The following is a 19,292-nucleotide window of genomic DNA, read 5'->3' as shown; positions in this document are numbered from 1 at the left end:
CAAACATTGCCTTATACGATATACGCTAGCGAAATCGTCAACACGAAAAACAAGACTGCCAGCACAACGGTTGTGCGGTGAAGAATCAGATCAAGGCCCCTTGCTTTCTGTTTTCCGAAAAGCTGCTCCGCCCCGCCTGAAATTGCACCCGATAAACCGGCGCTTTTGCTGGTTTGAAGCAATACGACAATAATAAGTGCAATACTGACGATAACCAATAAGGTAATCAATAATGTGTGCATCCCATACACCTCCAGACTGACTGGCCTACATTGCTTCTATTTTACATGAAAAACAAAGGCATGTCACGCCGTATCGGTGTACATCATGTCAGAAAAACGGAAATGCGTTTGAATCTTCCATCATCATTGACTTTTGTCAACGAAGTCGTAGTAAAAAAGATCTTCAAATTTCATGTCAAAGTAATAGAGCATTTTTCCGATGACCAGCTGGCCCGGCCTCCGCTCTCCATTCAGTACACGGCTCAGTGTGGCGGGAGATATTCCGATCTCCAGGGCGAGCTGGTTTAACGAGTAGTCATTATTGACCATATACTGCAGCACATAATCTCTTCTGATCTGTATCTTTTCGACCACTTTCTTCACCTTCCGTTCTGTCAAATACTTTCTTTCTTATACATAAGATACGGCTTTTGTTAACTTTTGTCAATACTTTTCCAGCCTGGCTATTCCCTTTAGTCAATAAACATACTAGAATATATATAGACCGCGGGAGGGGGAGAGACTGTGGAAAGCTTCGGGAAACAATTGCGGACATTACGGGAAAAAAGGCATCTGACAGTGAATCAGCTGGCAACGTATTCAGGCGTCAGCGCCGCGGGAATCTCGCGGATTGAAAACGGCAAACGCGGGGTGCCGAAACCTGCAACCATTAAAAAGCTCGCAGATGCGTTAAAAATCCCGTATGAGGAACTGATGCAGACGGCGGGATACATAGAGACCGTCCAGGAAACGAGAGCCCCGTACGACACGGGCTGCACCTTGCTGGAAAAAGCCGAAACGTATGAGCTGCATGATTTATCCCTTTTGGAGCGGGAGAACTGGCGGCACCTGTCGAAAGAAGACTTGGTTCTGCTTGATAAATACTTTGCGTTCTTAGCGGCGGAAGCCAAAAAAAGAACAAATGAAAACTCATGACTTTGCACATGTGAGGCGATCTTATTGAACACATTCGGAAAGCAATTAAGAGAGCTGCGCCGCGCCCGGAAGCTTACCGTCAATCAGCTTGCCGTCTATTCCGGCGTCAGCTCGGCGACCATTTCCAGAATTGAAAACGGGCACCGCGGCATTCCTAAACCCGCGACCATCAGAAAATTGGCGGACACATTAAAAATCCCGTACGAGGAGTTAATGGCGCGGGCCGGACACATCAAGGCATTTCAGGAGGAAATCCGTGAAACCTCCGAAAGCTATCAATCCATCTGCGCCATCTATCAGACCGCCGTTGACAGAGGCGCGGAGCATCTGCCGCTGTTTGACAGCAAAAAGTGGCAGCACTTCACAAAAGAAGATATTGAAAGCGTCAGCAAATACTTTGATTTTATTGCGGCTGAAGCGAAAAAACGCTCCCCGGATTCCTCATCCTCTTTTTGATCCTCTCCTCAACTTAACAAGCGCCAGACGTACGTTCCCTCCGATTTTGCGGTATAATAGCAGAAGACGAGGTGAAAAAGCATGAACCAATCAGAAATGTGCCCCAGATTCGAAAAAGCGGTCGACATCCTAAGTAAACGCTGGGTGGCTCTAATCGTCTTTCAGTTATTGAACGGACAGCAGCGATTTAGCGAAATTGAAGCGGCGCTTCCGAATTTAAGCGGAAGAGTCTTGTCAGAACGTCTGAAAGAACTTGAAACAGAAGGTGTCATCAAACGGGATGTTATCCCCGAAACGCCTGTCCGCATTGAGTATTCTTTAACGGAAAAAGGCTGCGCATTAGCCCCTATTTTAGAGGAAATTTCCAAGTGGTCTTCAACATGGATTGATCCTTCCTGATAAACTCTTTTCCGCATAAGCGGCTGATCTCTCAAACGGACAGCCGTTTTTATTTTTGCTTTTCTTATACAGAAAAACAAGCCCTCAGGCGTGCAGGGCTTGTTTTTGTCTGACGCCTTCCAGCGGAATTCGAATCTCCGCCCGGGCTCCTCCAGACTCCTGATTTTCAAGTATTAATTCGCCGTGATGAAGATGTACGACGTGATGGGCGAATGTAAGCCCCATGCCGTGATGCCCCGCCGAATGTCTGCTTTTATCCTCCGTGTAAAAAAGCTGTGTCGCTCTTTTCAGCGCCTCCGGCGAGAACCCGCTTCCGCTGTCGGATACGGCAAGATGGAGGGCGGAATCGGTGCACAGGACGTCCACACGGATTTCCCCTCCTTCCGGCGTATAGTCGACGGCATTTGCCGCGATATTCATGACCGCCCTGTGGAGCAGCTCATGATCGATCGGCGCTTCTATTCGGTCAATTCCCCGTTCGCTGAGGACGAGATCAATCTGCTTCGGCCCCGCAAGCGCCGCCGCGTCACGATATATGTTTTGAATCCACTCTTTGAGGTCGGTATATTCGACATGAACGGCAACTGCCTCCTCTGCTTTGGAAAGCTGGATCAGCTGTCCGACATAATGCTCGATTTTGTTTCCGGCATCCAGGATATACTGCGCATATTCCGCCTGCTCCTCATCAGGTTCTGTTAACTGGAGCAGCTCGGCATTTCCTTTAATGATCGTTGCCGGAATTTTAATATCATGCGCAAGCGCGCCGATCTGTTCTTTCTTTATCCGCTCCGCCTCCCACTGCGCCGCCAGAGATGCCTGAAGCGCGTCTTTCATTTTCAGCAGAGAGTCAATGACATCGTCAAATTCTTTTATACGCGACCTTTTTGGATTGATATTTAAATTCTGTTTTTGAATGCTTGCCGTAATGGAGCTGAGTGTGCTGAAATGCCGTCTCAGCTGATTGGCGAAACGCGTCGTCACGATAAAAACAGTCAAAAGAAGCAAAGTGATCAGAATCGTAAGACCCGTCCATTCATAATTCGGCAGATAGCGCCTTAACAGCGGCGACTGAAATTCCGACCTGAGTGAATATTGGAGAACGCCGTATTCATCTTTCCGATTTATCACCATGAATCCTTTTTGAGCATAATTAAAATACGGCTGATGCTGAATCTTTTTTCTGGCGTTGGCCGCATCTTGTTCCGTCATCGTTCCTTTTGTCATCCGCTTTGTTTTTTTATCAAAAACGGCGTATGTCATACCTGCGGGGATCATGTCTTCTGTTATCTTTTCCGCTGATTTCAGGCGGGGTTTGATCTGTTCCGCCTCATGCTCGCTGTAGTTTGCGGGCAGGATCGCTCCGGCATTCATGGCAATGGCATTTAAGGCGACGCATAATGCCGCCACCCCCATCGTGCTCAGACACAAAGTGATGGTAAATTTGACAAGCTCTTTGCGGATGCTGGATTTTCCTTTTGCTATTCCCATTTGTATCCGACACCCCACACCGTTTTGATCGGATCAGCCCCGTGTTCTTTACATTTTTTCCGGATGGTTCTGATAAACTCCGTAATGGTTGAATAGAGCGCATCGCCGTCCAAGCCGTACACTTCCTCGTAAATCTGCTCCCGTGAGAATGTTCTGTTTTTATGCTGTGCCAGAAATTCAACGATTTTATATTCGTTTTTCGTAAGAGGCAGTTTCCGGTCATCCATCCATACTTCTTTATTGTCAAAATCAAACATGAAGCCTGATATCAGCCGTTTCGTCTGATGCTTTTCCCGCCGTTCCCTTCTGACATGCGCGTTTACCCTTGCCATCAATTCCTGTACGCCGAACGGCTTTGTGATGTAATCATCAGCGCCTGTCATGAGGCCTTTCACAATGGATTCTTCGTCAGACTTTGCCGTTAAAAACAGGATCGGGCTGTCCACCAGCGGCCGAATCCGCCGGCAGAGTTCAATCCCGTCCGTTCCGGGCATCATGACATCAAGAAGAATCAAATCATAGCCTTGAAAAAAATCCAATGACTGATCTTCCGCTTTTTCGAGAATCGTTACTGTATGCTGATCACGCTGTAAAATGTTTCTGATCAGAACGAGAATATCTTTTTCATCATCAATTGCTAAAATGTTTGCCACCGGCCGAATCGCTCCTTGCCTTTATTCATATGAACGCCGCCCTTCCCATCTTCTGCACCAATAGAGGCCGGCCAGACATAATATCACTATAGAAAAATATAACATTATTTCTCCGAATCTCATATCGTATCTTACATAAGGGAGGAACTCTTTTTTGACTTTGTCAAAATGCAGCAGTCCTGCAAGGCCTGAAAGCCGCACGCTCCATGCCCACGGGAAAAAACGCCAGATGATATCGCCAAGTCCCGTATTCATGAGCGCCGCCATTAATAATCCCGCCCCCCCTAAAAGCCCGGACGGTCCCATGCCGTACTGTATGCCGACAGAAAAAGAAATCATATAAAGCGGAATACTGCCGGCAATCAGCCACGCCCCTCCTTTTAAAAAGAGAAGATACGGGAGATCATTGATGTGAAGAACAAATTTCAACCCCGCCAAATAAAGACAGATGGCGAGACCTGCCGATAACACATTCAATAGGAGCAGCAGAAGCAGCTTGCCCGCAAAACTGACGATTTTCGAATGCGGAACCGCCAGCATCATCTGAAAATAACCCGCCTGTTCCTCGACGGAGGCAGAAATGCCGCAGACAATACTGATGATTAGAGGGTATAAAACGGCAATCGCGCTGAAAAAGACGCTGTACAGCATATAAGACTCCTGAACCCTTCCATACATATATAACAGGAAAAATCCCGCGCATAAAACCGGCGCCGCAGCATGCATCCATATGAGCGGCGTGCGCTTCATTTTTAATACATCGGCCCACATATATCGTAAAAGCACGGTCATGACCGGTTTCCTCCTTTTGAAAATGACACTGCGGAAACAAAACTTATTGCGATAAAAGAAAGAATAGAAAGAATAATAGCCGGAATGATCACGTTTCCGTTTAATAAGCCGCTGTTTGCGGGAAGCGGAATTCCGTTCGGGTGGATCCCAAGAATCGGTGACATCATTCGGACTGACCAGCTCCACGGACTCAGCCACCACAATGAACCGGACGCCGGCACAATACCCAAAACAAAAGCGGCGATCATATTGATGAGAATGACTGCCGTAAATCCGAACTGTCTGGCAATCCATAAGCACAATGGGATTTCCCAAAGCGTCGTCAGCCACAAAAGGGAGCTTGCTTCAATACCTTTCAGCTGAACCGCAGCAATTGCCGGAAATACAAGGCCAAGTAAAAACATGATGATGAAAAAGACGATTTGCGACAGGAGTGAATACAGCGCGATCAAACTTATTTTTGAGAACCATATGCTTTTTAAATCTGCCGGCAATGAGTACACCGCGCGGTCATTCGCTGATTTTTTCTCTTTTTTAACAGATAAACCGCACATTAGAGCAATCATGAGCGGCATGAAAATAACCGCCCACCAATTGAACGTGCCCGTCATAAAATAGGCGGCATTCAGCAGAAAAGAAAAAGCCGTGTTCAGAAGCGGGATCAGAATGATCAGCTTTCTGATAAATGTTCTTTTAGATGTAAGATGTTCCGCCTGCATGTACTGAATCATTTCCCAGTCCCCGCTTTCTCCCGTGTTGATTTGACAACCTCCAGAAACAGCCGCTCCAGATCGTCTTCCCGGCTGATTTCTCCCTGATATCCTAAAACGCCGTCACTGATGATTCCGATATGGTCTGCGATCTGCTCGACTTCTGATAACAGGTGGCTTGATAAAATCACCGTCATTCCCTGTCCGGGCAGGGAGCGGATAAATTCCCGCAAATCCTGAATCCCCATCGGGTCCAATCCGTTTGTCGGCTCGTCAAGAATTAAGAGCGACGGACGGTTTAATAATGCCAACGCGATGCCGAGACGCTGTTTCATTCCCATGGAAAATTGTCCGGCGCGCTTTTTTCCGGTTCCCGTTAATCCCGTAATTTCCAGCACCTCCGCAATTCTTGAATCAGGCAGTCCGAGCATCACGCAGCGGACTTTCAGATTTTCAGCGGCTGTCAGGTTGCTGTAAAGCGGCGGTGCTTCAATCAGGGAACCGATGCTTTTCAAATCTTCGCGCTTCCATGTATGTCCCTCGAACAGAACCTCGCCGGATGTTTGCTGCAGCATGCCGGTCAATATTTTGAGAGTCGTCGATTTTCCCGCGCCGTTCGGACCGAGCAGGCCGTATATACTGTTGCGCTTAACCGATAGAGACACATCAGCCACTGCCTGTTGTCTGCCGAATGATTTTTGCAGCTGTCTCGTTTCTATGATGTTGCTCATATGATTACCCCTCTGCTTTGTTATTTGATATGTAAGACTTTACAGCGCAGTTATCAAAATTTAATCAAGAAATCAAAAAAAGCATCCTTCACGCGGAAGAATGCTTTTTTTCATGAGGCTGAGCGTACGATCAGCTTTCTTTTTTGTTTTTTCACAGGGCTGAGGGCTCGTTCCAGCCACGCCATCAGCAGGTCTGCGGCCACCGCCATCAGCGCGGTCGGAATGGCGCCCGCCAGAATAATGGCGGTTCCGTTTGTCGCGTTCGAGCCTCTGACGATCATATCCCCGAGACCGCCGGCGCCGACGAAAGTGCCGATCGCCGTGATGCCGATGGCAATGACGAGCGCCGTTCGGAGACCCGCCATAATGACGGAAAGCGCAAGCGGCAGCTCCACCATACGAAGGATTTGATATTTCGTCATGCCCATCGCTTTTCCCGACTCGAGATAAGCGTGCTCGATATTGATAATGCCCGTGTGCGTATTTCTGAGAATCGGCAGCAGTGAATACAAAAACAAAGCCGTGATGACCGTATTGGCGCCGAGCCCCATGACAAGCATCAGGACGGCGAGCATCGCAAGCGCCGGAACGGTTTGAATCACGTTCGCCACAGCAAACACCCAGCCGGCGAGACGCCCGTGCCTGGCTGTCACAATTCCGGCCGGAATGGCGAAAACGGCGGCGAAAACGACGCCGTACGCCGACATGAGAAAGTGCCGCCAGCACTCATACAGAACATAGCTGCCGTTTTGAGCGTAATACGTAAACAGCTCTTTCATCGTGTCCATCCGCACATCTCCTTTCCGTTATTCAAAGTAATGATGTTTTTCTAAATATTCCTTGGCCACGACGGACGGCTCTTTTAATCGGCCGTCAACTTCGTAATTCATTTTCTGCATCATCTTCGTATCAATCGCGCCGATCATTTGATTGATCACGACCTCCAGTTCGGGATGCTCTTTTAATACATGATCCGGAACGACAGGTGAACAGTCATACGGAGGAAAGAAACGCTTATCATCCTTCAGCGTTTTCAGTCCGTAAGCGATGATTCTTCCGTCGGTGGAATAAGCGAGCGCGATATCCATCTTTCTGCTTTTCAGCGCGTCGTATACGAGGCCGATCTGCATTGGATACGTGCCTTCAAATGACATTCCGTATGTTTTCATAAAATCCTGATATCCGTTGCCTCTCAGCTTCATCCAATAGTTATCTACGCCGAATTTCAGATGAGACGCTTCTTTTTTGACATCGGATACCGTTTCTAAATGGTACTTGCGGGCAAGCTGTCCGGAAACGGTAAAGACGTATGTATTATCAAAGCCGTAAGAATCAAACCATTTCATGTCATATCTGTTTTGAAATTCACGCTGAACGAGCCGCAGCGCTTTGTCCGGGTCTTTTTCCGGCTCCATGCGAAGCGTCCCGGTCAGCGCGTCTCCTGTATAGCGCGTCGCGGCGATATCAATATCACCGTTGATCAAGGATTGCTGCTGTACGGCATTGGAGCCGAGATTTTTAATAACCGTTGTCTTCAACCCGCTGTGATGTTCGATCATCTGTCCGAGCATGCTTGCGATGATTTCCGATTCGGTCATGCTTTGCGCGCCGATTTTAATGGTGTCCTCCGATGCGGCGCTCAATCCCGGGAGCGAGCATCCGCCAAGGAGCAGCATGCCGATACAGGCGATTGCGAGCAGCCGTTTTTTGCATCTATTCCCCATGAGAGACCTCCTCCTTATGAAGCGTCCTTTATGCTTTTCAGCCCGTCAGGCGTGACTTTCCGTTCTGTCATCCCCAGCATGTAATCGACGGCGGCCGCCAGCATCGTGACCGGAACGGCGCCTGCGATAATATACTCCGGCTGATAAAGGTTCAAGCCGATAAAAATGTAATCTCCCAGCCCGCCTCCGCCGATAAAGGAGGCGAGCGTCGCCCAGCCGATTAAATAAATCGAAGACGTCCTGATGCCCGCCATGATGACCGGGGCGGCAAGCGGGAGCTCTACAAGCCTGATCTGCTCCCATGCCGTCATGCCGATTCCTTTTCCCGATTCCAGAAGGTGCCGATTGACGCCGAGAATCCCCGTATACGTGTTTCTGAGAATCGGCAGCATGGAATAGAAAAACAGCGCCGCAACGGCCGGGACCTTTCCTACGCCTAAAAGCGGAATAAAAAACGCAAGAATGGCAAGGCTCGGCAAGGTTTGAATGATGTTGACGATGCCGATGACGGCGCCGGCTCCTCTTTTCATCCTCGTCAGCAGGACGCCGAGCGGAACGGCGGCGAGAATGCCCGCCATGACGGCGATTAATGAGATGTACAGATGCTCCCATGTTTTATAAAGCATCTCTCCTCCATTTGCCTGTAAAAATTGCACGGTCTGATTCATATCAATTGAAGCCTCCTCATGACATCACCGCGAGCTGATTCTCTTCTCCCCAGATGGAGTCATAGACGATGTCAACGAGGCTTGCCCTTGTCACGATTCCCGTTAGCCGGCCGTCCTCATCAAGGACCGGCACAAATTTCATGCCTCTTTTTAAAATTTTATGGACGGCGTCGCGAAGCAGAGTGCCGCTTCTGACCGTGTACAGATCCCGTTCAAGCACTTCCGCGACGGTTACCGCTTGTCTTCGTTTGCGGTCAATCATCTCCACATCGACATAACCTTGGAGAACGTTCTTTTCATCAATGACGAGCAGCGAATCCACCCGCTCGGCACGCATCAGCTGAATGGCGGCTGACAGTGTTTTCTCAGGTGTTACCGTCACGGGATCGGGATTCATGATCTGCTCCACCCGTTCAATATCAGGGCTGGATGATTGAATCAGCCGTTCCTTGCCGATAAACTCCTCAACAAATTCATTCGCCGGAAATCTGAGAATCTCATCAGGCGTTCCGGCCTGGACGATTTCTCCCGCTTTCAGAATGACGATTCTGTCTGCAAGCTTGATGGCTTCGTCCATATCATGGGTAACAAATACGATGGTTTTATGTAAGGTTTTTTGCAGTTTTTTAAATTCTTCCTGAAGGGAATCTCTCGTAATCGGGTCAAGCGCCCCGAACGGTTCATCCATTAAGATAAGCGGCGGCTCTGCGGCAAGTGCCCGTAATACACCTATTCGCTGCTGCTGTCCTCCGCTCAGTTCATGAGGGTAACGGTCTAAATATTCAGGCCCCATATCAACGAGCTTTAAAAGCTCGCGCGCCCGTTCCTTCCGTTTTTCGGCAGAATGCTTTAAAAGCTTCGGAACGAGCGTAATGTTCTGCTGAATGGTCATATGCGGAAACAGCCCGATCTGCTGGATGACATAGCCGATGCTTCTTCTGAGTTCCACCGGGTCTTGTTCCATAATGTTTCGGCCCTCTATCAGGATTCTGCCTTCTGTCGGTTCAATTAAGCGGTTGATCATTTTCATCGTCGTCGTTTTGCCGCAGCCGCTCGGTCCGATAAAACAAATAAATTCGCCTTTGTCGATATTCAGGTTGATGCTGTTGACGGCTTTTTTCCCGCCTTTATACGTTTTCGAGACATTTTCTAATGTCAGCAAACACTCACACCTCCGATATTAAATTTGTTCAAATCGTTAAATTCAAATTTAACTTTTCAGACAATTGAACGTTTCCCATTATAAATTAAACTTTGTAAATTAAAAAGTTTACAATTTGTCCATATTATATATAAAGTATGTGTAAGCACTGATTTACCCGTATTGACCGGCAAAGTTCTTCTTATTGCTCCGAATTACTGCCAAATTCTCTCGGAAGAGCATTTCCGCCGGTTTAAAAATGTGGTATATTGACATCGGAATTGCTGACTGAAAGGATTGAAACTGTTGGAGAAAGATCCGTTACACGTAATCGAACAAGCTGAAGATCATTTGATAGAACGAATCGCTGAAAATATGCATACATTCGGAATGCCCGCGACGGTGGGGCGCATTTTAGGCATTATTTATATGAACCGCAAGCCGATGACCTTAACTGAATTATCAGAAGCGACCGGCATGAGCAAAACGAGAATGAGCCAGGCGGTCCGTGAAATGCTTGACGTCAATCTGGCGGAAAAAGTGTTTGAAAAAGGCGTCCGCAAAGATTTATACGACGTCGAGCAGGATTACTACCAAACCTTTATTACGCTGTTTACGGCCACATGGAGCAAGGTCGTCAGCAAAAATAAAATGATGCATAAAAAACTGAACCGCGAACTGACGGCCGTCCTTGAAAACGGCGTGCCGGAAGAAGCTGAGGAAAAAATCAACGAACTGCTGAAAGAATTAAAGGATTGGCTTGATTACTACAACTGGATCAGCCGTCTGATCGAGTTTTTTGAAAGCGAAGAAATATTCAAGCATGTTCCGAAGCCATAAGAAAAAAAACGCCCTGACCCGCAAGGCGTTTTTTTCATGCCGCATTCGGCGCTTTGGTTCGTTTTTTCTTTCTCACCGGACTCAGCGCCCGCTCCAGCCATGCCATCACAAGATCTGCGATAACGGCCATCAGCGCTGTCGGAATGGCGCCGGCTAAAATAATCGCTGTTCCGTTCGTGGCGTTTGAGCCCCTGACAATGATGTCACCGAGTCCGCCCGCGCCGACAAACGTTCCGATTGCCGTAATGCCGATCGCGATGACAAGGGCCGTCCGCAGCCCCGCCATGATGACGGAAAGCGCAAGCGGCAGTTCCACCATGCGGAGCACCTGAAATTTGGTCATGCCCATCGCTTTTCCCGATTCAAGATAAGCGTGTTCAATGCTGGCGATTCCTGTGTACGTATTCCGGATGATCGGAAGAAGCGAATATAAAAACAGCGACAAAATCACCGTATTGGCGCCGAGCCCCATGACGAGCATCAGCACCGCAAGCATCGCAAGCGCCGGCACGGTCTGAATCACGTTTGTCACCGCGAATACCCAGCCGCTTAATGTTCTGTACCTGGCAATGAAGATGCCGAGCGGGACACCTACGATCGCCGCAAATAAAACGCCGTATACCGACATGAGAAAATGGCGGTAAAACTCCTGAAGCACATAGGCGCCGTTTTGAGAATAATAAGTGCCGAGCTGCTGCAGCACTTCCATTTGCCCCACCTCATTTCTTATTTAAAATAATGATGTTTCTCCAAAAATTCTTTAGCGACGACGGACGGTTCTTTCAGCTTGCCGTCCACCTCGTAATTCAATTCCTGCATCGTTTCCGTATCGATTTTGCCGATCAGTTTATTCACAATGCCCTTCAGTTCAGGATGCTGCTTCAGCACGCTGTCGGGAATGACCGGCGAACAGTCATACGGCGGGAAAAACTGCTTGTCGTCTTTTAAAATTTTCAGATCGTACGCTTTAATCCTTCCGTCCGTTGAATAAGCGAGGACGGCGTCCATTTTCCCGTTTTTCACGGCATCGTATACAAGTCCGATCTGCATCGGATAGGTTGTGCCGAATTCAAAACCGTACGTGTCGGTGAAGCCCTTATAGCCGTCGCCTTTTCTTTTCAGCCACGCATTGTCTACACCTAGCTTAAATTGATCCGCATGCTTCTTAATATCGGACACTTTGTCTAAATGATCTTTTTCCGCAAGCTCTTTCGTGACGGTAAAAGCGTATGTGTTCTCAAATCCGTAAGAATCAAACCATTTGTAATGGAAGCGTTTCTCAAATTCCTTCTGGACGATAGATAATGCTTTTTTCGGGTCTTTTTCCGCTTCCATGCCGAGGGTGCTCGTTAAATCCGTTCCCGAGTAGCGCGTCGCGGCGATATCGATTTCACCGCCGAGCATCGCCTGCTGCTGGACATAGTTCGATCCGAGGTTTTTAATTAATGCCGTATTCAAGTCTGTATTATGCTCAATCATCTGTGCGAGCATATTGGCGAGAATTTCTGATTCCGTCATGCTTTGCGCCCCGATTTTAATCGTATCATCGGAAGCCCCGCTCAGGCCGGGAAGGGAACAGCCGCCCAGAAGCAGAGCAGCCGACAGCGCCAGTGCGCACATCCATCTCTTTTGGTTTCTTTTCAAAACAGCCAACTCCTTATGATACTTCCTTCAGTCCTTTCAGCCCTTTCGGCGTCACCTTCCGTTCCGTCGCCGCCAGCAGATAATCAATGATAATGGCTAAAATGGTGACGGGCACGGCGCCGCCGATAATATATTCAGGCTGATAGAGATTCAGGCCGATAAAAATATAGTCTCCGAGCCCGCCGCCCCCGATAAAGGAAGCAAGCGTCGCCCAGCCGATCAGATAAATGGTGGATGTGCGGATGCCCGCCATGATCACCGGAACCGCAAGCGGCAGTTCCACAAGCCTGATCTGCTCCCAGACCGTCATCCCGATGCCTTTTCCCGATTCCAGCAGATTTTTGTTTACGCCTTGAATGCCGGTATACGTGTTTCGGAGAATCGGCAGCACCGAATAGAAAAACAGCGCGACGATCGCGGGCACCTTTCCCACGCCTAACAGCGGGATAAAAAACGCCAGTATCGCGAGACTCGGCAAGGTCTGCACAATGTTGACGGCGCCGATGACGGCGCCTGCGCCCTTTTTCATTCTCGTCAGCGCCACTCCGAGCGGAACGGCGACGACAATGCCTAATATGACGGCGATGATCGAAATGTATAAATGCTCCCACGTTTTATATAACAGTTCTCCGCCGTTCGTCTGCAAAAACTTGATCATTTCATTCATTGTAAGCGTTCCTCCCCTTGTCAGCCTGTCACCAGCTGGTCTTCCTCGCCCCAGATTGAATCGTAAACGATGTCGACAAGGCTCGCCCGCGTGACAATTCCGACTAAATGCCTTTGTCCATCAACTACGGGTACATATTTCATTCCGCGCTTTAAAATTTTGCGTACGGTATCACGCAGCAGTGTACCCTGCTCGACCGTATACAGATCAGAGCGGAGCACGTCGCCGACGAGGCTCGCTTTTTTCCGGTTCTGATCAATGATCTCGACATCGACATACCCTTGCAGCACATTCAGGTCATCAACGACAAGCAGGGAATCGACACGGTGCTCCCGCATCACTTGGATCGCCTGCGAAAGTGTTTTGTCCGCCGTAACGGTGACAGGCTTTTTGTTCATCATCTGCTCGACGCGCTCAATGTCCGGTCTTGATTGCAATAACCGTTCTTTGCCGATAAATTCTTCGACAAACTCATTAGCCGGATTCCGGAGAATGTCATCAGGAGTGCCGGCCTGAACGATCTCTCCCGCTTTTAAAATGACGATCCGGTCAGCCAGCTTAATGGCTTCATCCATATCGTGGGTTACAAACACAATCGTTTTATTCAATGTTCTTTGCAGTTTTTTGAATTCTTCCTGAAGGGAATCCCGTGTAATCGGGTCAAGCGCTCCGAACGGTTCATCCATAAGAATAAGAGGCGGTTCCGCTGCAAGGGCGCGCAGCACGCCGATTCTCTGCTGCTGTCCCCCGCTCAGCTCGTGAGGATAGCGGTCTAAATATTCAGGGCCCATATCGACGAGCTTCAAAAGCTCCCGCGCCCGTTCCTTCCGCTTTTGTTCCGGCCATTTCAGCAGTTTCGGCACGAGAGAAATGTTCTGCTGAATGGTCATATGAGGGAAAAGTCCGATCTGCTGAATGACGTAGCCGATTTTCCGTCTCAGCTCCACCGGGTCCTGCTCCATAATGTTTTCGCCATCGATAAAAATCTTTCCGGATGACGGCTCAATCAGTCTGTTAATCATTTTCATCGTCGTCGTTTTTCCGCAGCCGCTCGGCCCGATAAAACAAATAAACTCGCCTTTTTCGATATTTAAATCAATGCTGTTGACAGCTTTTTTTCCGCCTTTATAGACTTTCGATACATTTTCTAATCTCAGCAATCCGTGCACCTCCGAAGGGTTCCGTTATTTTTCTGAAAAGTATAATCTTTATTATAAGATGAAATTTGTAAAATAAAAAGTTTACAATGTGTTGAAATTATATACAATATACGTATTTTTTCATGTTATCCCGCTGACAATGCGGATGTTCTTACAATCGCTCCCGATAGCTCGCATATCCTGCCGCATCATCTTTTTCATCAACTGTAAAAAATATGATATATTGTCAGCATGAAAAGCCAGTGAAGGGATGATCAGCCGTGGAAAAAAACGCTCTTGATATCATCGGGCATGCTGAAGAGCATCTCATTGAGAGAATCGCCGAGAATATGCATACATTCGGAATGCCGGCCACACTTGGTCGTGTGCTCGGTATTATTTATATGAACCGCAAGCCGATGACGTTAAATGAGCTGTCAGAGGCGACCGGGATGAGCAAAACGAGGATGAGCCAGGTGGTCCGTGAAATGACTGATGCCAATCTGGCGGAAAAAGTGTTTGAAAAAGGCGTTCGCAAAGACCTTTACGACGTGGAGCGTGATTATTACCAGACGTTTATCTCCCTGTTTACGGCAAATTGGACAAAGGCGGTCAGCAAAAACAAAATGCTCTATAAAAAGCTGAACCGCGAGCTGACTGAGCTTCTGGAATCGGAAAATCTCAGTCCCGATATTGAAGAAAAAGCCCGTCAGCTTTTGGATGAACTGACGGATTGGCTCCATTATTATGACTGGCTGAGCCGTTTGATAGAATTTTTTGAGAGTGAAGAAGTGTTTCAGCATGTGCCGAAAATAGAAAAAAGCAGCCCCCGAAGATAACCGGGCGCTGCTTTTTTAAGTCAGGAAACCAATATCGGAAACATGCCTTTCAGACCGGCGCCGATCATGCCGATCGCCACCACCGCCAAAATCAGCCCCATCAGTCGGGTAATGACGTTCATTTCGGTTTTCCCGAGCTTATTGCTGATGAAAGAAGAATAGTGAAAGAAGATGAACGTCATCGCGATGACGGCCGCAATGCCGATAAGCACGCTGATGTAATGGATGATGCCGCCATGGCCGGCCGACAGACTCATCACCGTCGCGATCGTACCGGGTCCGGCGATAATCGGAATCGACAAAGGCGTCACGGATATATCGGCTTTCTCCTTGCTCTCCCCTTTCTCTTCATGATGGAGAGACTGTACATGAGATTTCTTCGCGTTCAGAAGATTATAAGCGATGCCGAAAATAAAAATGCCGCCCGCGATACGCAAGGCATGAATGTTAATGTCGAACAGTTTAAAGATCAGATGGCCGAAAATTAAAAAAGCAGCCAAGATGATAAACGACAGCACGGAAGCCTTGCGTGCGATCGCTGTCCGTTCTTTCTCCGGGTATCCTTCCGTCAGTGAAAGAAAAATCGGCACGTTTCCGATGGGATTGGAGACTGCAAACAGTGAAATGAAGACATGAATGATGAATGAAAACATGCGTACCTCCTTATGACTTGCCGTTATTGAGTTATGTTTTGTTCTCCGCTGTTTCTTATGCATGATTTTTACCCCGGGGTCTGCTTTTTATAACCTCAGCCGGACGATCCGGAAAACAGAAAAAAACCGTCCTTGTAAGGACGGTTTTTTTCTGTTTGCTATCTCCATAAGCCTTTTCCGAATTTCAACAGCCGATAAAGCATTTTCAATTTTTTTAGCATGCGTTAATTTCCTTTTTCACTCTGAATCAATGCGCCGAGAGACATGATATCTATCAGCTCCAATAAAATTCTACCATAATGGGTACTTTTTCTCTATTATCAATTCATAGAGAAGGTGATTTATATATCTTTAGAAAACTCCGTTACATCCGTCCTATTTTCTTTTATAATGTAAATATTGAACAAAATCCCTATATTACTTGTAAAAGGAGTTTTAGAATGTATTGTTCTCAATGCGGCCATCATACTGATGGCGGAAAATTTTGTGAAAAATGCGGTGCGCCCCAGCCCGGGCAGGGAGGCGCAGGCCAAACACAGGGTCAGGCCGCTCAGGCCGGCGCCGCGGCTAAGCAGGCTTCAAAGCAATTTGCCTTATTCGTGCTTGATGTGTTAAAGAGACCGTATCAAACATGTAAAACGACAGGCGGCGAACAGCTTGTCAGCAGCATCATCAACATGGTGCTTTTCTGCCTGGTGACGCCGATTATGTTTTATATTCTCTTATCAGACGGCTTTCGTGACGTCAGTTTTACCGCGGTTGTGATCAAACCGGCGCTTACCTTTGCATTATGCGTTTTCTGCCTGTATCTCTTGATTTTTATCGCTTTGAAGGCCGGCGGCGCGCAGGTGTCATTTAAAGATTCGCTGTCCAGATTCGGAGCATTTTTGATTCCGTTTACAGCTATTTTGCTTCTTGCCCTCATTTTTATGCTGCTTCATACAACCGTTTGCTTTACCATTCTGGCTGTCGGTCTTTTAGGAGCGGCGTTTGCCGTGCCTCCGCTCATGCTGGCGAGCTATCAGCATCAGCTCACTGCTAAGGCGGATATCATTTATTCTGTTATCGTCATCTATTTGATCATTTGCGTAACGTTTCAATTCACGATCAAGCATTATATGAAAGAACTCATGAATTATTTCTTCTTTTAAAAACGGAAACCCCCGCCGCCTGATTGGCGCGGGGGTTTTTTTATTGAATGGATGTTAAATAAATTCTTCCGTCTTTGACAACGCCGCCATACGTCCAATTGTATGTTCTGAGCTTCGGACTGCCGCCGGCTTTCGTAATATAAAACTCCTCGTACGTATGAATCGTCAGATGAGAGCCTTTCTGTGAAAAGCTTTTGACATTCACTTTATTAAATACTTCAGTCGTCCCCTCGCTGTACAGTTTTTTGACCAGTTTCTGCTGATCAGCATACAAAGGGCTTCCCTCTTCTAAATTGCCCGCCATGATGGCAAAATTGTTAAGGCTGACGGCGCTTGATTGATTTGTCAGGTAATCAGTCATAAACGATGTGACTTGCTCGTTTGTCACGCTGCCTGAAGCTGTATTTCCTTTGGAAGATGCCCATGCGGATGTATAGGTTTTCGGCTGGTCGTTTTTTATTTTTTTTACATTTGTCCCAGAAGAATCTGAGGCTGGATCAGCTTTTTCAAAAACCCATTTTTTATGTTTTGTATCATATGAGAGTACATAATGAAAGCTCGGCTCAGCCTCTTCCATATCAGGCTTCGTATTCCCGTCGAAATAAGCAGACTCATGAAGCTCTTTACCCGTAACAGTTACTTGCCAGCGGCCGTTCTCTTGAGAAATCGCAAATGAATCCAGATCAAAGCTTGTCTCTTTATACTGATCTTTCAAAAAGGTGCCGGAACTCTTCATGCCGGATACCACTTCTTTCGTCTGCTCTTTCCAGGCGGAACCAGCCTCGGTCATCTGATCGGTATTTCCGTCTGCCATCGCCTTTGTATACTGCTTCGTTGTTTTGACAATCGTGTCCATGATTGTTTGTTGTGTATCTTGATCCGGGATAAGCGTTAATTCCATATCAGTACCGTTGATCGGAACATCGGCAGTTTTCATTTTTCCCCAAGGAAAATCAGCCTCCACGGCGGCTGTCATGGAACCGTCAGTTAAGAGCGGACCGTATGTAACGGATGTAAACGGATCTTTATGGACGGACTTGCCGTTTATCAGCAGATCGCCTTTCGCGCTTTTGAAGCTGTCTGCCGGAGTGAACGTCACATCCTCGGCGTCTAACGGCAGATCAAAATCAACATTCCGGCTGCCGGCCGCCTCTGCCTCTTGCTTTTTGACAACGTCAACCGTGTCATTTTTAAGCTTGGCTTCCGCCGTGTAGACACCGGGTGCATACGGGCCGAAGATTTGGGTTTCATCGGCTTTTTTGACCGTCCCTGTTTTCTCGCTGTTGATATAAAGATCGGCGCCTTTATAATTGCTGGTGACGCGGAAATAAACCGGATCGACTTTCAGTTCGTAATGGTCAAACAAAAGAAGGGTTTTACCCTCTTTTTTGACGTATACCGCATCTTTTTCTGATGAATTGCCGCGAAGCGTTTCCAGCAGTTCATCGTGTTTCTTTGCGTATGCAAGGAGCGGTTTGACATTGGTCTCATTCAGCTTCAGTTTTTTGTCTGAAGGAGTGAGCAGGGCTGCGAGCTTTTTCGTGTCCCCGTCATGAACCGCCTGTTCGAATTGATCCGTGAGCCTTTTTTCAGATGTCAGCCAGGCTCCGGTTTTATATGCGGCAATCAATAAGATCAGCGCTGCGGCTATGCCGCCCCATATGAAGAGCGTTTTTTTAGGGATCGGCTTTCTCATTTGTGAAGCAGGTTCAGCCGCTCTTACAGCCGCCTGCCGTTCAAGCCGGCTTCCTTTCCCGATCGGTTTTCCGCATTCTTTACAGAAATGCGCCTCTTCGTTGTTCTGTCGGCCGCAATACTTACAAAAAAACATGACTTTCCTCCTATTCAATCTACAAAACTTGTATAACTTTTCCTATGTTTCATATTTTATAATAAAGTAGAATGATTTTGGAGTTATTTTGAAAAATAGCTGTCGATCATAACGGAGGAGGAGAAACGGACATGCAAAAACTGAGCATCCGAAAAGCCGCGGATCCGGATGAAGCGCTGTATGAACTATTGCTGCTGGCCGATCCGTCGAAAGAGATTGTCGATGATTATCTTGTAAGAGGAGAATGCTATACGGCTTGGACGTCAGACGAGCTTGCAGGGGTTTACGTTTTATTGCAAACAAGGCCTAAAACGATAGAAATCGTAAACATCGCGGTAAAAGAATCGCTGCAAAACAGGGGATTCGGAAAACAGCTGGTGCAAGATGCCATTGAAAAAGCGAGACAATCGGGAGCTGACACGATTGAAATCGGCACCGGAAATTCCAGTATTCATCAGCTGTCACTCTATCAAAAATGCGGATTCCGCATTCAGGCTGTCGACCATGATTTTTTTATCAGACATTATGATGAAGACATTTTTGAAAACGGCATTCAATGCCGGGATATGATACGGCTTTATTTGGATTTATGATAAAAAGGGCGCCGGC

General features: G+C 47.5%; 24 protein-coding genes. 7 read left to right on the top strand and 17 right to left on the bottom strand.

Annotated features, from left to right (window positions below; all coding sequences use genetic code 11):
• Positions 1-11 precede the first annotated feature (11 nt).
• Together secG and C5I45_RS03605 are read right to left on the bottom strand one after the other, a co-directional pair.
• A complete protein-coding gene (secG, locus tag C5I45_RS03610; protein ID WP_003151681.1) occupies positions 12-242 on the bottom strand; it encodes a preprotein translocase subunit SecG in 231 nt (76 codons plus the stop codon).
• Between the two features lie 123 nt (positions 243-365).
• Entirely contained in the window at positions 366-551 is a 186-nt protein-coding gene (locus C5I45_RS03605; protein WP_087920807.1) for a helix-turn-helix domain-containing protein, read from the bottom strand.
• 195 nt (positions 552-746) lie between these two features.
• On the opposite strand from C5I45_RS03605, the gene C5I45_RS03600 reads away from it, so the two are divergent.
• From C5I45_RS03600 to C5I45_RS03590, 3 genes are all read left to right on the top strand, one after another.
• A complete protein-coding gene (locus C5I45_RS03600; protein ID WP_107994235.1) occupies positions 747-1,157 on the top strand; it encodes a transcriptional repressor RghR in 411 nt (136 codons plus the stop codon).
• A gap of 24 nt (positions 1,158-1,181) precedes the next feature.
• Positions 1,182-1,613, top strand: coding sequence for a helix-turn-helix domain-containing protein (locus C5I45_RS03595; protein ID WP_003151674.1), 432 nt, complete (start codon positions 1,182-1,184; stop codon positions 1,611-1,613).
• Between the two features lie 81 nt (positions 1,614-1,694).
• On the top strand, positions 1,695-2,012 hold the full coding sequence (locus C5I45_RS03590; protein ID WP_003151672.1) for a catDE operon transcriptional regulator CatR: 318 nt from the start codon (positions 1,695-1,697) through the stop codon (positions 2,010-2,012).
• Between the two features lie 84 nt (positions 2,013-2,096).
• On the opposite strand, the gene C5I45_RS03585 is transcribed toward C5I45_RS03590, so the two are convergent.
• The 9 genes from C5I45_RS03585 to C5I45_RS03545 form a co-directional block, all read right to left on the bottom strand.
• A complete protein-coding gene (locus tag C5I45_RS03585) occupies positions 2,097-3,500 on the bottom strand; it encodes a sensor histidine kinase (RefSeq protein WP_015387701.1) in 1,404 nt (467 codons plus the stop codon).
• Entirely contained in the window at positions 3,491-4,153 is a 663-nt protein-coding gene (locus C5I45_RS03580) for a response regulator transcription factor (RefSeq protein ID WP_003151668.1), read from the bottom strand. Before C5I45_RS03580 ends, C5I45_RS03585 begins: the two co-directional genes overlap by 10 nt.
• Before the next feature lie 21 nt (positions 4,154-4,174).
• A complete protein-coding gene (locus C5I45_RS03575) occupies positions 4,175-4,945 on the bottom strand; it encodes a lantibiotic immunity ABC transporter MutG family permease subunit (RefSeq protein WP_107994234.1) in 771 nt (256 codons plus the stop codon).
• Entirely contained in the window at positions 4,942-5,676 is a 735-nt protein-coding gene (locus C5I45_RS03570) for a lantibiotic immunity ABC transporter MutE/EpiE family permease subunit (protein WP_107994233.1), read from the bottom strand. The genes C5I45_RS03575 and C5I45_RS03570 overlap by 4 nt, the downstream gene beginning before the upstream one ends.
• A complete protein-coding gene (locus C5I45_RS03565) occupies positions 5,673-6,386 on the bottom strand; it encodes a lantibiotic protection ABC transporter ATP-binding protein (protein WP_060387167.1) in 714 nt (237 codons plus the stop codon). Before C5I45_RS03565 ends, C5I45_RS03570 begins: the two co-directional genes overlap by 4 nt.
• A gap of 110 nt (positions 6,387-6,496) precedes the next feature.
• Entirely contained in the window at positions 6,497-7,174 is a 678-nt protein-coding gene (locus C5I45_RS03560) for an ABC transporter permease (protein WP_007613829.1), read from the bottom strand.
• Positions 7,175-7,192: 18 nt separating this feature from the next.
• Positions 7,193-8,110 (bottom strand): osmoprotectant ABC transporter substrate-binding protein, encoded by a 918-nt coding sequence (locus tag C5I45_RS03555; RefSeq protein ID WP_043867434.1) that lies wholly within the window; start codon positions 8,108-8,110, stop codon positions 7,193-7,195.
• 14 nt (positions 8,111-8,124) lie between these two features.
• On the bottom strand, positions 8,125-8,778 hold the full coding sequence (locus C5I45_RS03550; RefSeq protein WP_014305838.1) for an ABC transporter permease: 654 nt from the start codon (positions 8,776-8,778) through the stop codon (positions 8,125-8,127).
• A 16-nt stretch (positions 8,779-8,794) separates the two neighbouring features.
• On the bottom strand, positions 8,795-9,940 hold the full coding sequence (locus C5I45_RS03545) for a betaine/proline/choline family ABC transporter ATP-binding protein (RefSeq protein WP_015387698.1): 1,146 nt from the start codon (positions 9,938-9,940) through the stop codon (positions 8,795-8,797).
• Between the two features lie 285 nt (positions 9,941-10,225).
• Between C5I45_RS03545 and C5I45_RS03540 the strand changes: the two genes are divergently transcribed.
• Positions 10,226-10,759 carry a GbsR/MarR family transcriptional regulator gene (locus tag C5I45_RS03540; protein ID WP_003151660.1) on the top strand — a complete coding sequence of 178 codons (534 nt, stop codon included), beginning with the start codon at positions 10,226-10,228 and terminating at the stop codon, positions 10,757-10,759.
• 34 nt (positions 10,760-10,793) lie between these two features.
• On the opposite strand, the gene opuCD is transcribed toward C5I45_RS03540, so the two are convergent.
• The 4 genes from opuCD to opuCA are packed head-to-tail and all read right to left on the bottom strand — an operon-like array spanning position 10,794 to position 14,230.
• Positions 10,794-11,468, bottom strand: a complete 675-nt coding sequence (gene opuCD, locus C5I45_RS03535; protein ID WP_003151658.1) for a glycine betaine/carnitine/choline/choline sulfate ABC transporter permease OpuCD — start codon at positions 11,466-11,468, stop codon at positions 10,794-10,796.
• 17 nt (positions 11,469-11,485) lie between these two features.
• The gene (opuCC, locus tag C5I45_RS03530; protein WP_107994581.1) at positions 11,486-12,379 is read right to left on the bottom strand and encodes an osmoprotectant ABC transporter substrate-binding lipoprotein OpuCC; all 894 of its coding nucleotides are present in this window, start codon (positions 12,377-12,379) and stop codon (positions 11,486-11,488) included.
• Positions 12,380-12,416: 37 nt separating this feature from the next.
• Entirely contained in the window at positions 12,417-13,070 is a 654-nt protein-coding gene (locus C5I45_RS03525; protein ID WP_003151654.1) for an ABC transporter permease, read from the bottom strand.
• Positions 13,071-13,090: 20 nt separating this feature from the next.
• On the bottom strand, positions 13,091-14,230 hold the full coding sequence (gene opuCA, locus C5I45_RS03520) for an osmoprotectant ABC transporter ATP-binding protein OpuCA (RefSeq protein WP_024085810.1): 1,140 nt from the start codon (positions 14,228-14,230) through the stop codon (positions 13,091-13,093).
• Between the two features lie 260 nt (positions 14,231-14,490).
• Here opuCA and C5I45_RS03515 point away from each other — a divergent pair, with 260 nt between their 5' ends.
• Complete coding sequence (locus C5I45_RS03515; RefSeq protein WP_003151649.1) at positions 14,491-15,048, top strand: GbsR/MarR family transcriptional regulator; 558 nt, start codon at positions 14,491-14,493, stop codon at positions 15,046-15,048.
• Positions 15,049-15,068: 20 nt separating this feature from the next.
• Here the strand turns inward: C5I45_RS03515 and C5I45_RS03510 are convergent, their stop codons facing one another.
• Complete coding sequence (locus tag C5I45_RS03510; protein ID WP_003151647.1) at positions 15,069-15,701, bottom strand: NAAT family transporter; 633 nt, start codon at positions 15,699-15,701, stop codon at positions 15,069-15,071.
• 440 nt (positions 15,702-16,141) lie between these two features.
• Between C5I45_RS03510 and C5I45_RS03500 the strand changes: the two genes are divergently transcribed.
• The gene (locus C5I45_RS03500) at positions 16,142-16,852 is read left to right on the top strand and encodes a hypothetical protein (protein WP_015387695.1); all 711 of its coding nucleotides are present in this window, start codon (positions 16,142-16,144) and stop codon (positions 16,850-16,852) included.
• A 40-nt stretch (positions 16,853-16,892) separates the two neighbouring features.
• On the opposite strand, the gene C5I45_RS03495 is transcribed toward C5I45_RS03500, so the two are convergent.
• On the bottom strand, positions 16,893-18,683 hold the full coding sequence (locus C5I45_RS03495) for a zinc ribbon domain-containing protein (RefSeq protein WP_003151641.1): 1,791 nt from the start codon (positions 18,681-18,683) through the stop codon (positions 16,893-16,895).
• Between the two features lie 131 nt (positions 18,684-18,814).
• On the opposite strand from C5I45_RS03495, the gene C5I45_RS03490 reads away from it, so the two are divergent.
• Positions 18,815-19,276, top strand: coding sequence for a GNAT family N-acetyltransferase (locus C5I45_RS03490; protein ID WP_024085812.1), 462 nt, complete (start codon positions 18,815-18,817; stop codon positions 19,274-19,276).
• Positions 19,277-19,292: the final 16 nt, after the last annotated feature.

It is taken from the genome of Bacillus sp. ZY-1-1 (assembly GCF_003047165.1).
GTDB lineage: Bacteria > Bacillota > Bacilli > Bacillales > Bacillaceae > Bacillus > Bacillus velezensis.
This window is presented reverse-complemented; position numbering and strand designations above follow the sequence as displayed.

What these genes read in the sequence shown, in the direction of transcription:
- secG (WP_003151681.1), bottom strand. Translation starts at nt 242, where the DNA reads ATGCACACATTATTGATTACCTTATTGGTTATCGTCAGTATTGCACTT.
- C5I45_RS03605 (WP_087920807.1), bottom strand. Translation starts at nt 551, where the DNA reads ATGGTCAATAATGACTACTCGTTAAACCAGCTCGCCCTGGAGATCGGA.
- C5I45_RS03500 (WP_015387695.1), top strand. Translation starts at nt 16,142, where the DNA reads ATGTATTGTTCTCAATGCGGCCATCATACTGATGGCGGAAAATTTTGT.
- C5I45_RS03565 (WP_060387167.1), bottom strand. Translation starts at nt 6,386, where the DNA reads ATGAGCAACATCATAGAAACGAGACAGCTGCAAAAATCATTCGGCAGA.
- C5I45_RS03560 (WP_007613829.1), bottom strand. Translation starts at nt 7,174, where the DNA reads ATGGACACGATGAAAGAGCTGTTTACGTATTACGCTCAAAACGGCAGC.
- C5I45_RS03575 (WP_107994234.1), bottom strand. Translation starts at nt 4,945, where the DNA reads ATGACCGTGCTTTTACGATATATGTGGGCCGATGTATTAAAAATGAAG.
- C5I45_RS03590 (WP_003151672.1), top strand. Translation starts at nt 1,695, where the DNA reads ATGAACCAATCAGAAATGTGCCCCAGATTCGAAAAAGCGGTCGACATC.
- C5I45_RS03555 (WP_043867434.1), bottom strand. Translation starts at nt 8,110, where the DNA reads ATGGGGAATAGATGCAAAAAACGGCTGCTCGCAATCGCCTGTATCGGC.
- C5I45_RS03490 (WP_024085812.1), top strand. Translation starts at nt 18,815, where the DNA reads ATGCAAAAACTGAGCATCCGAAAAGCCGCGGATCCGGATGAAGCGCTG.
- C5I45_RS03585 (WP_015387701.1), bottom strand. Translation starts at nt 3,500, where the DNA reads ATGGGAATAGCAAAAGGAAAATCCAGCATCCGCAAAGAGCTTGTCAAA.
- C5I45_RS03550 (WP_014305838.1), bottom strand. Translation starts at nt 8,778, where the DNA reads ATGAATCAGACCGTGCAATTTTTACAGGCAAATGGAGGAGAGATGCTT.
- C5I45_RS03495 (WP_003151641.1), bottom strand. Translation starts at nt 18,683, where the DNA reads ATGTTTTTTTGTAAGTATTGCGGCCGACAGAACAACGAAGAGGCGCAT.
- C5I45_RS03570 (WP_107994233.1), bottom strand. Translation starts at nt 5,676, where the DNA reads ATGATTCAGTACATGCAGGCGGAACATCTTACATCTAAAAGAACATTT.
- opuCD (WP_003151658.1), bottom strand. Translation starts at nt 11,468, where the DNA reads ATGGAAGTGCTGCAGCAGCTCGGCACTTATTATTCTCAAAACGGCGCC.
- C5I45_RS03525 (WP_003151654.1), bottom strand. Translation starts at nt 13,070, where the DNA reads ATGAATGAAATGATCAAGTTTTTGCAGACGAACGGCGGAGAACTGTTA.
- opuCC (WP_107994581.1), bottom strand. Translation starts at nt 12,379, where the DNA reads ATGTGCGCACTGGCGCTGTCGGCTGCTCTGCTTCTGGGCGGCTGTTCC.
- C5I45_RS03510 (WP_003151647.1), bottom strand. Translation starts at nt 15,701, where the DNA reads ATGTTTTCATTCATCATTCATGTCTTCATTTCACTGTTTGCAGTCTCC.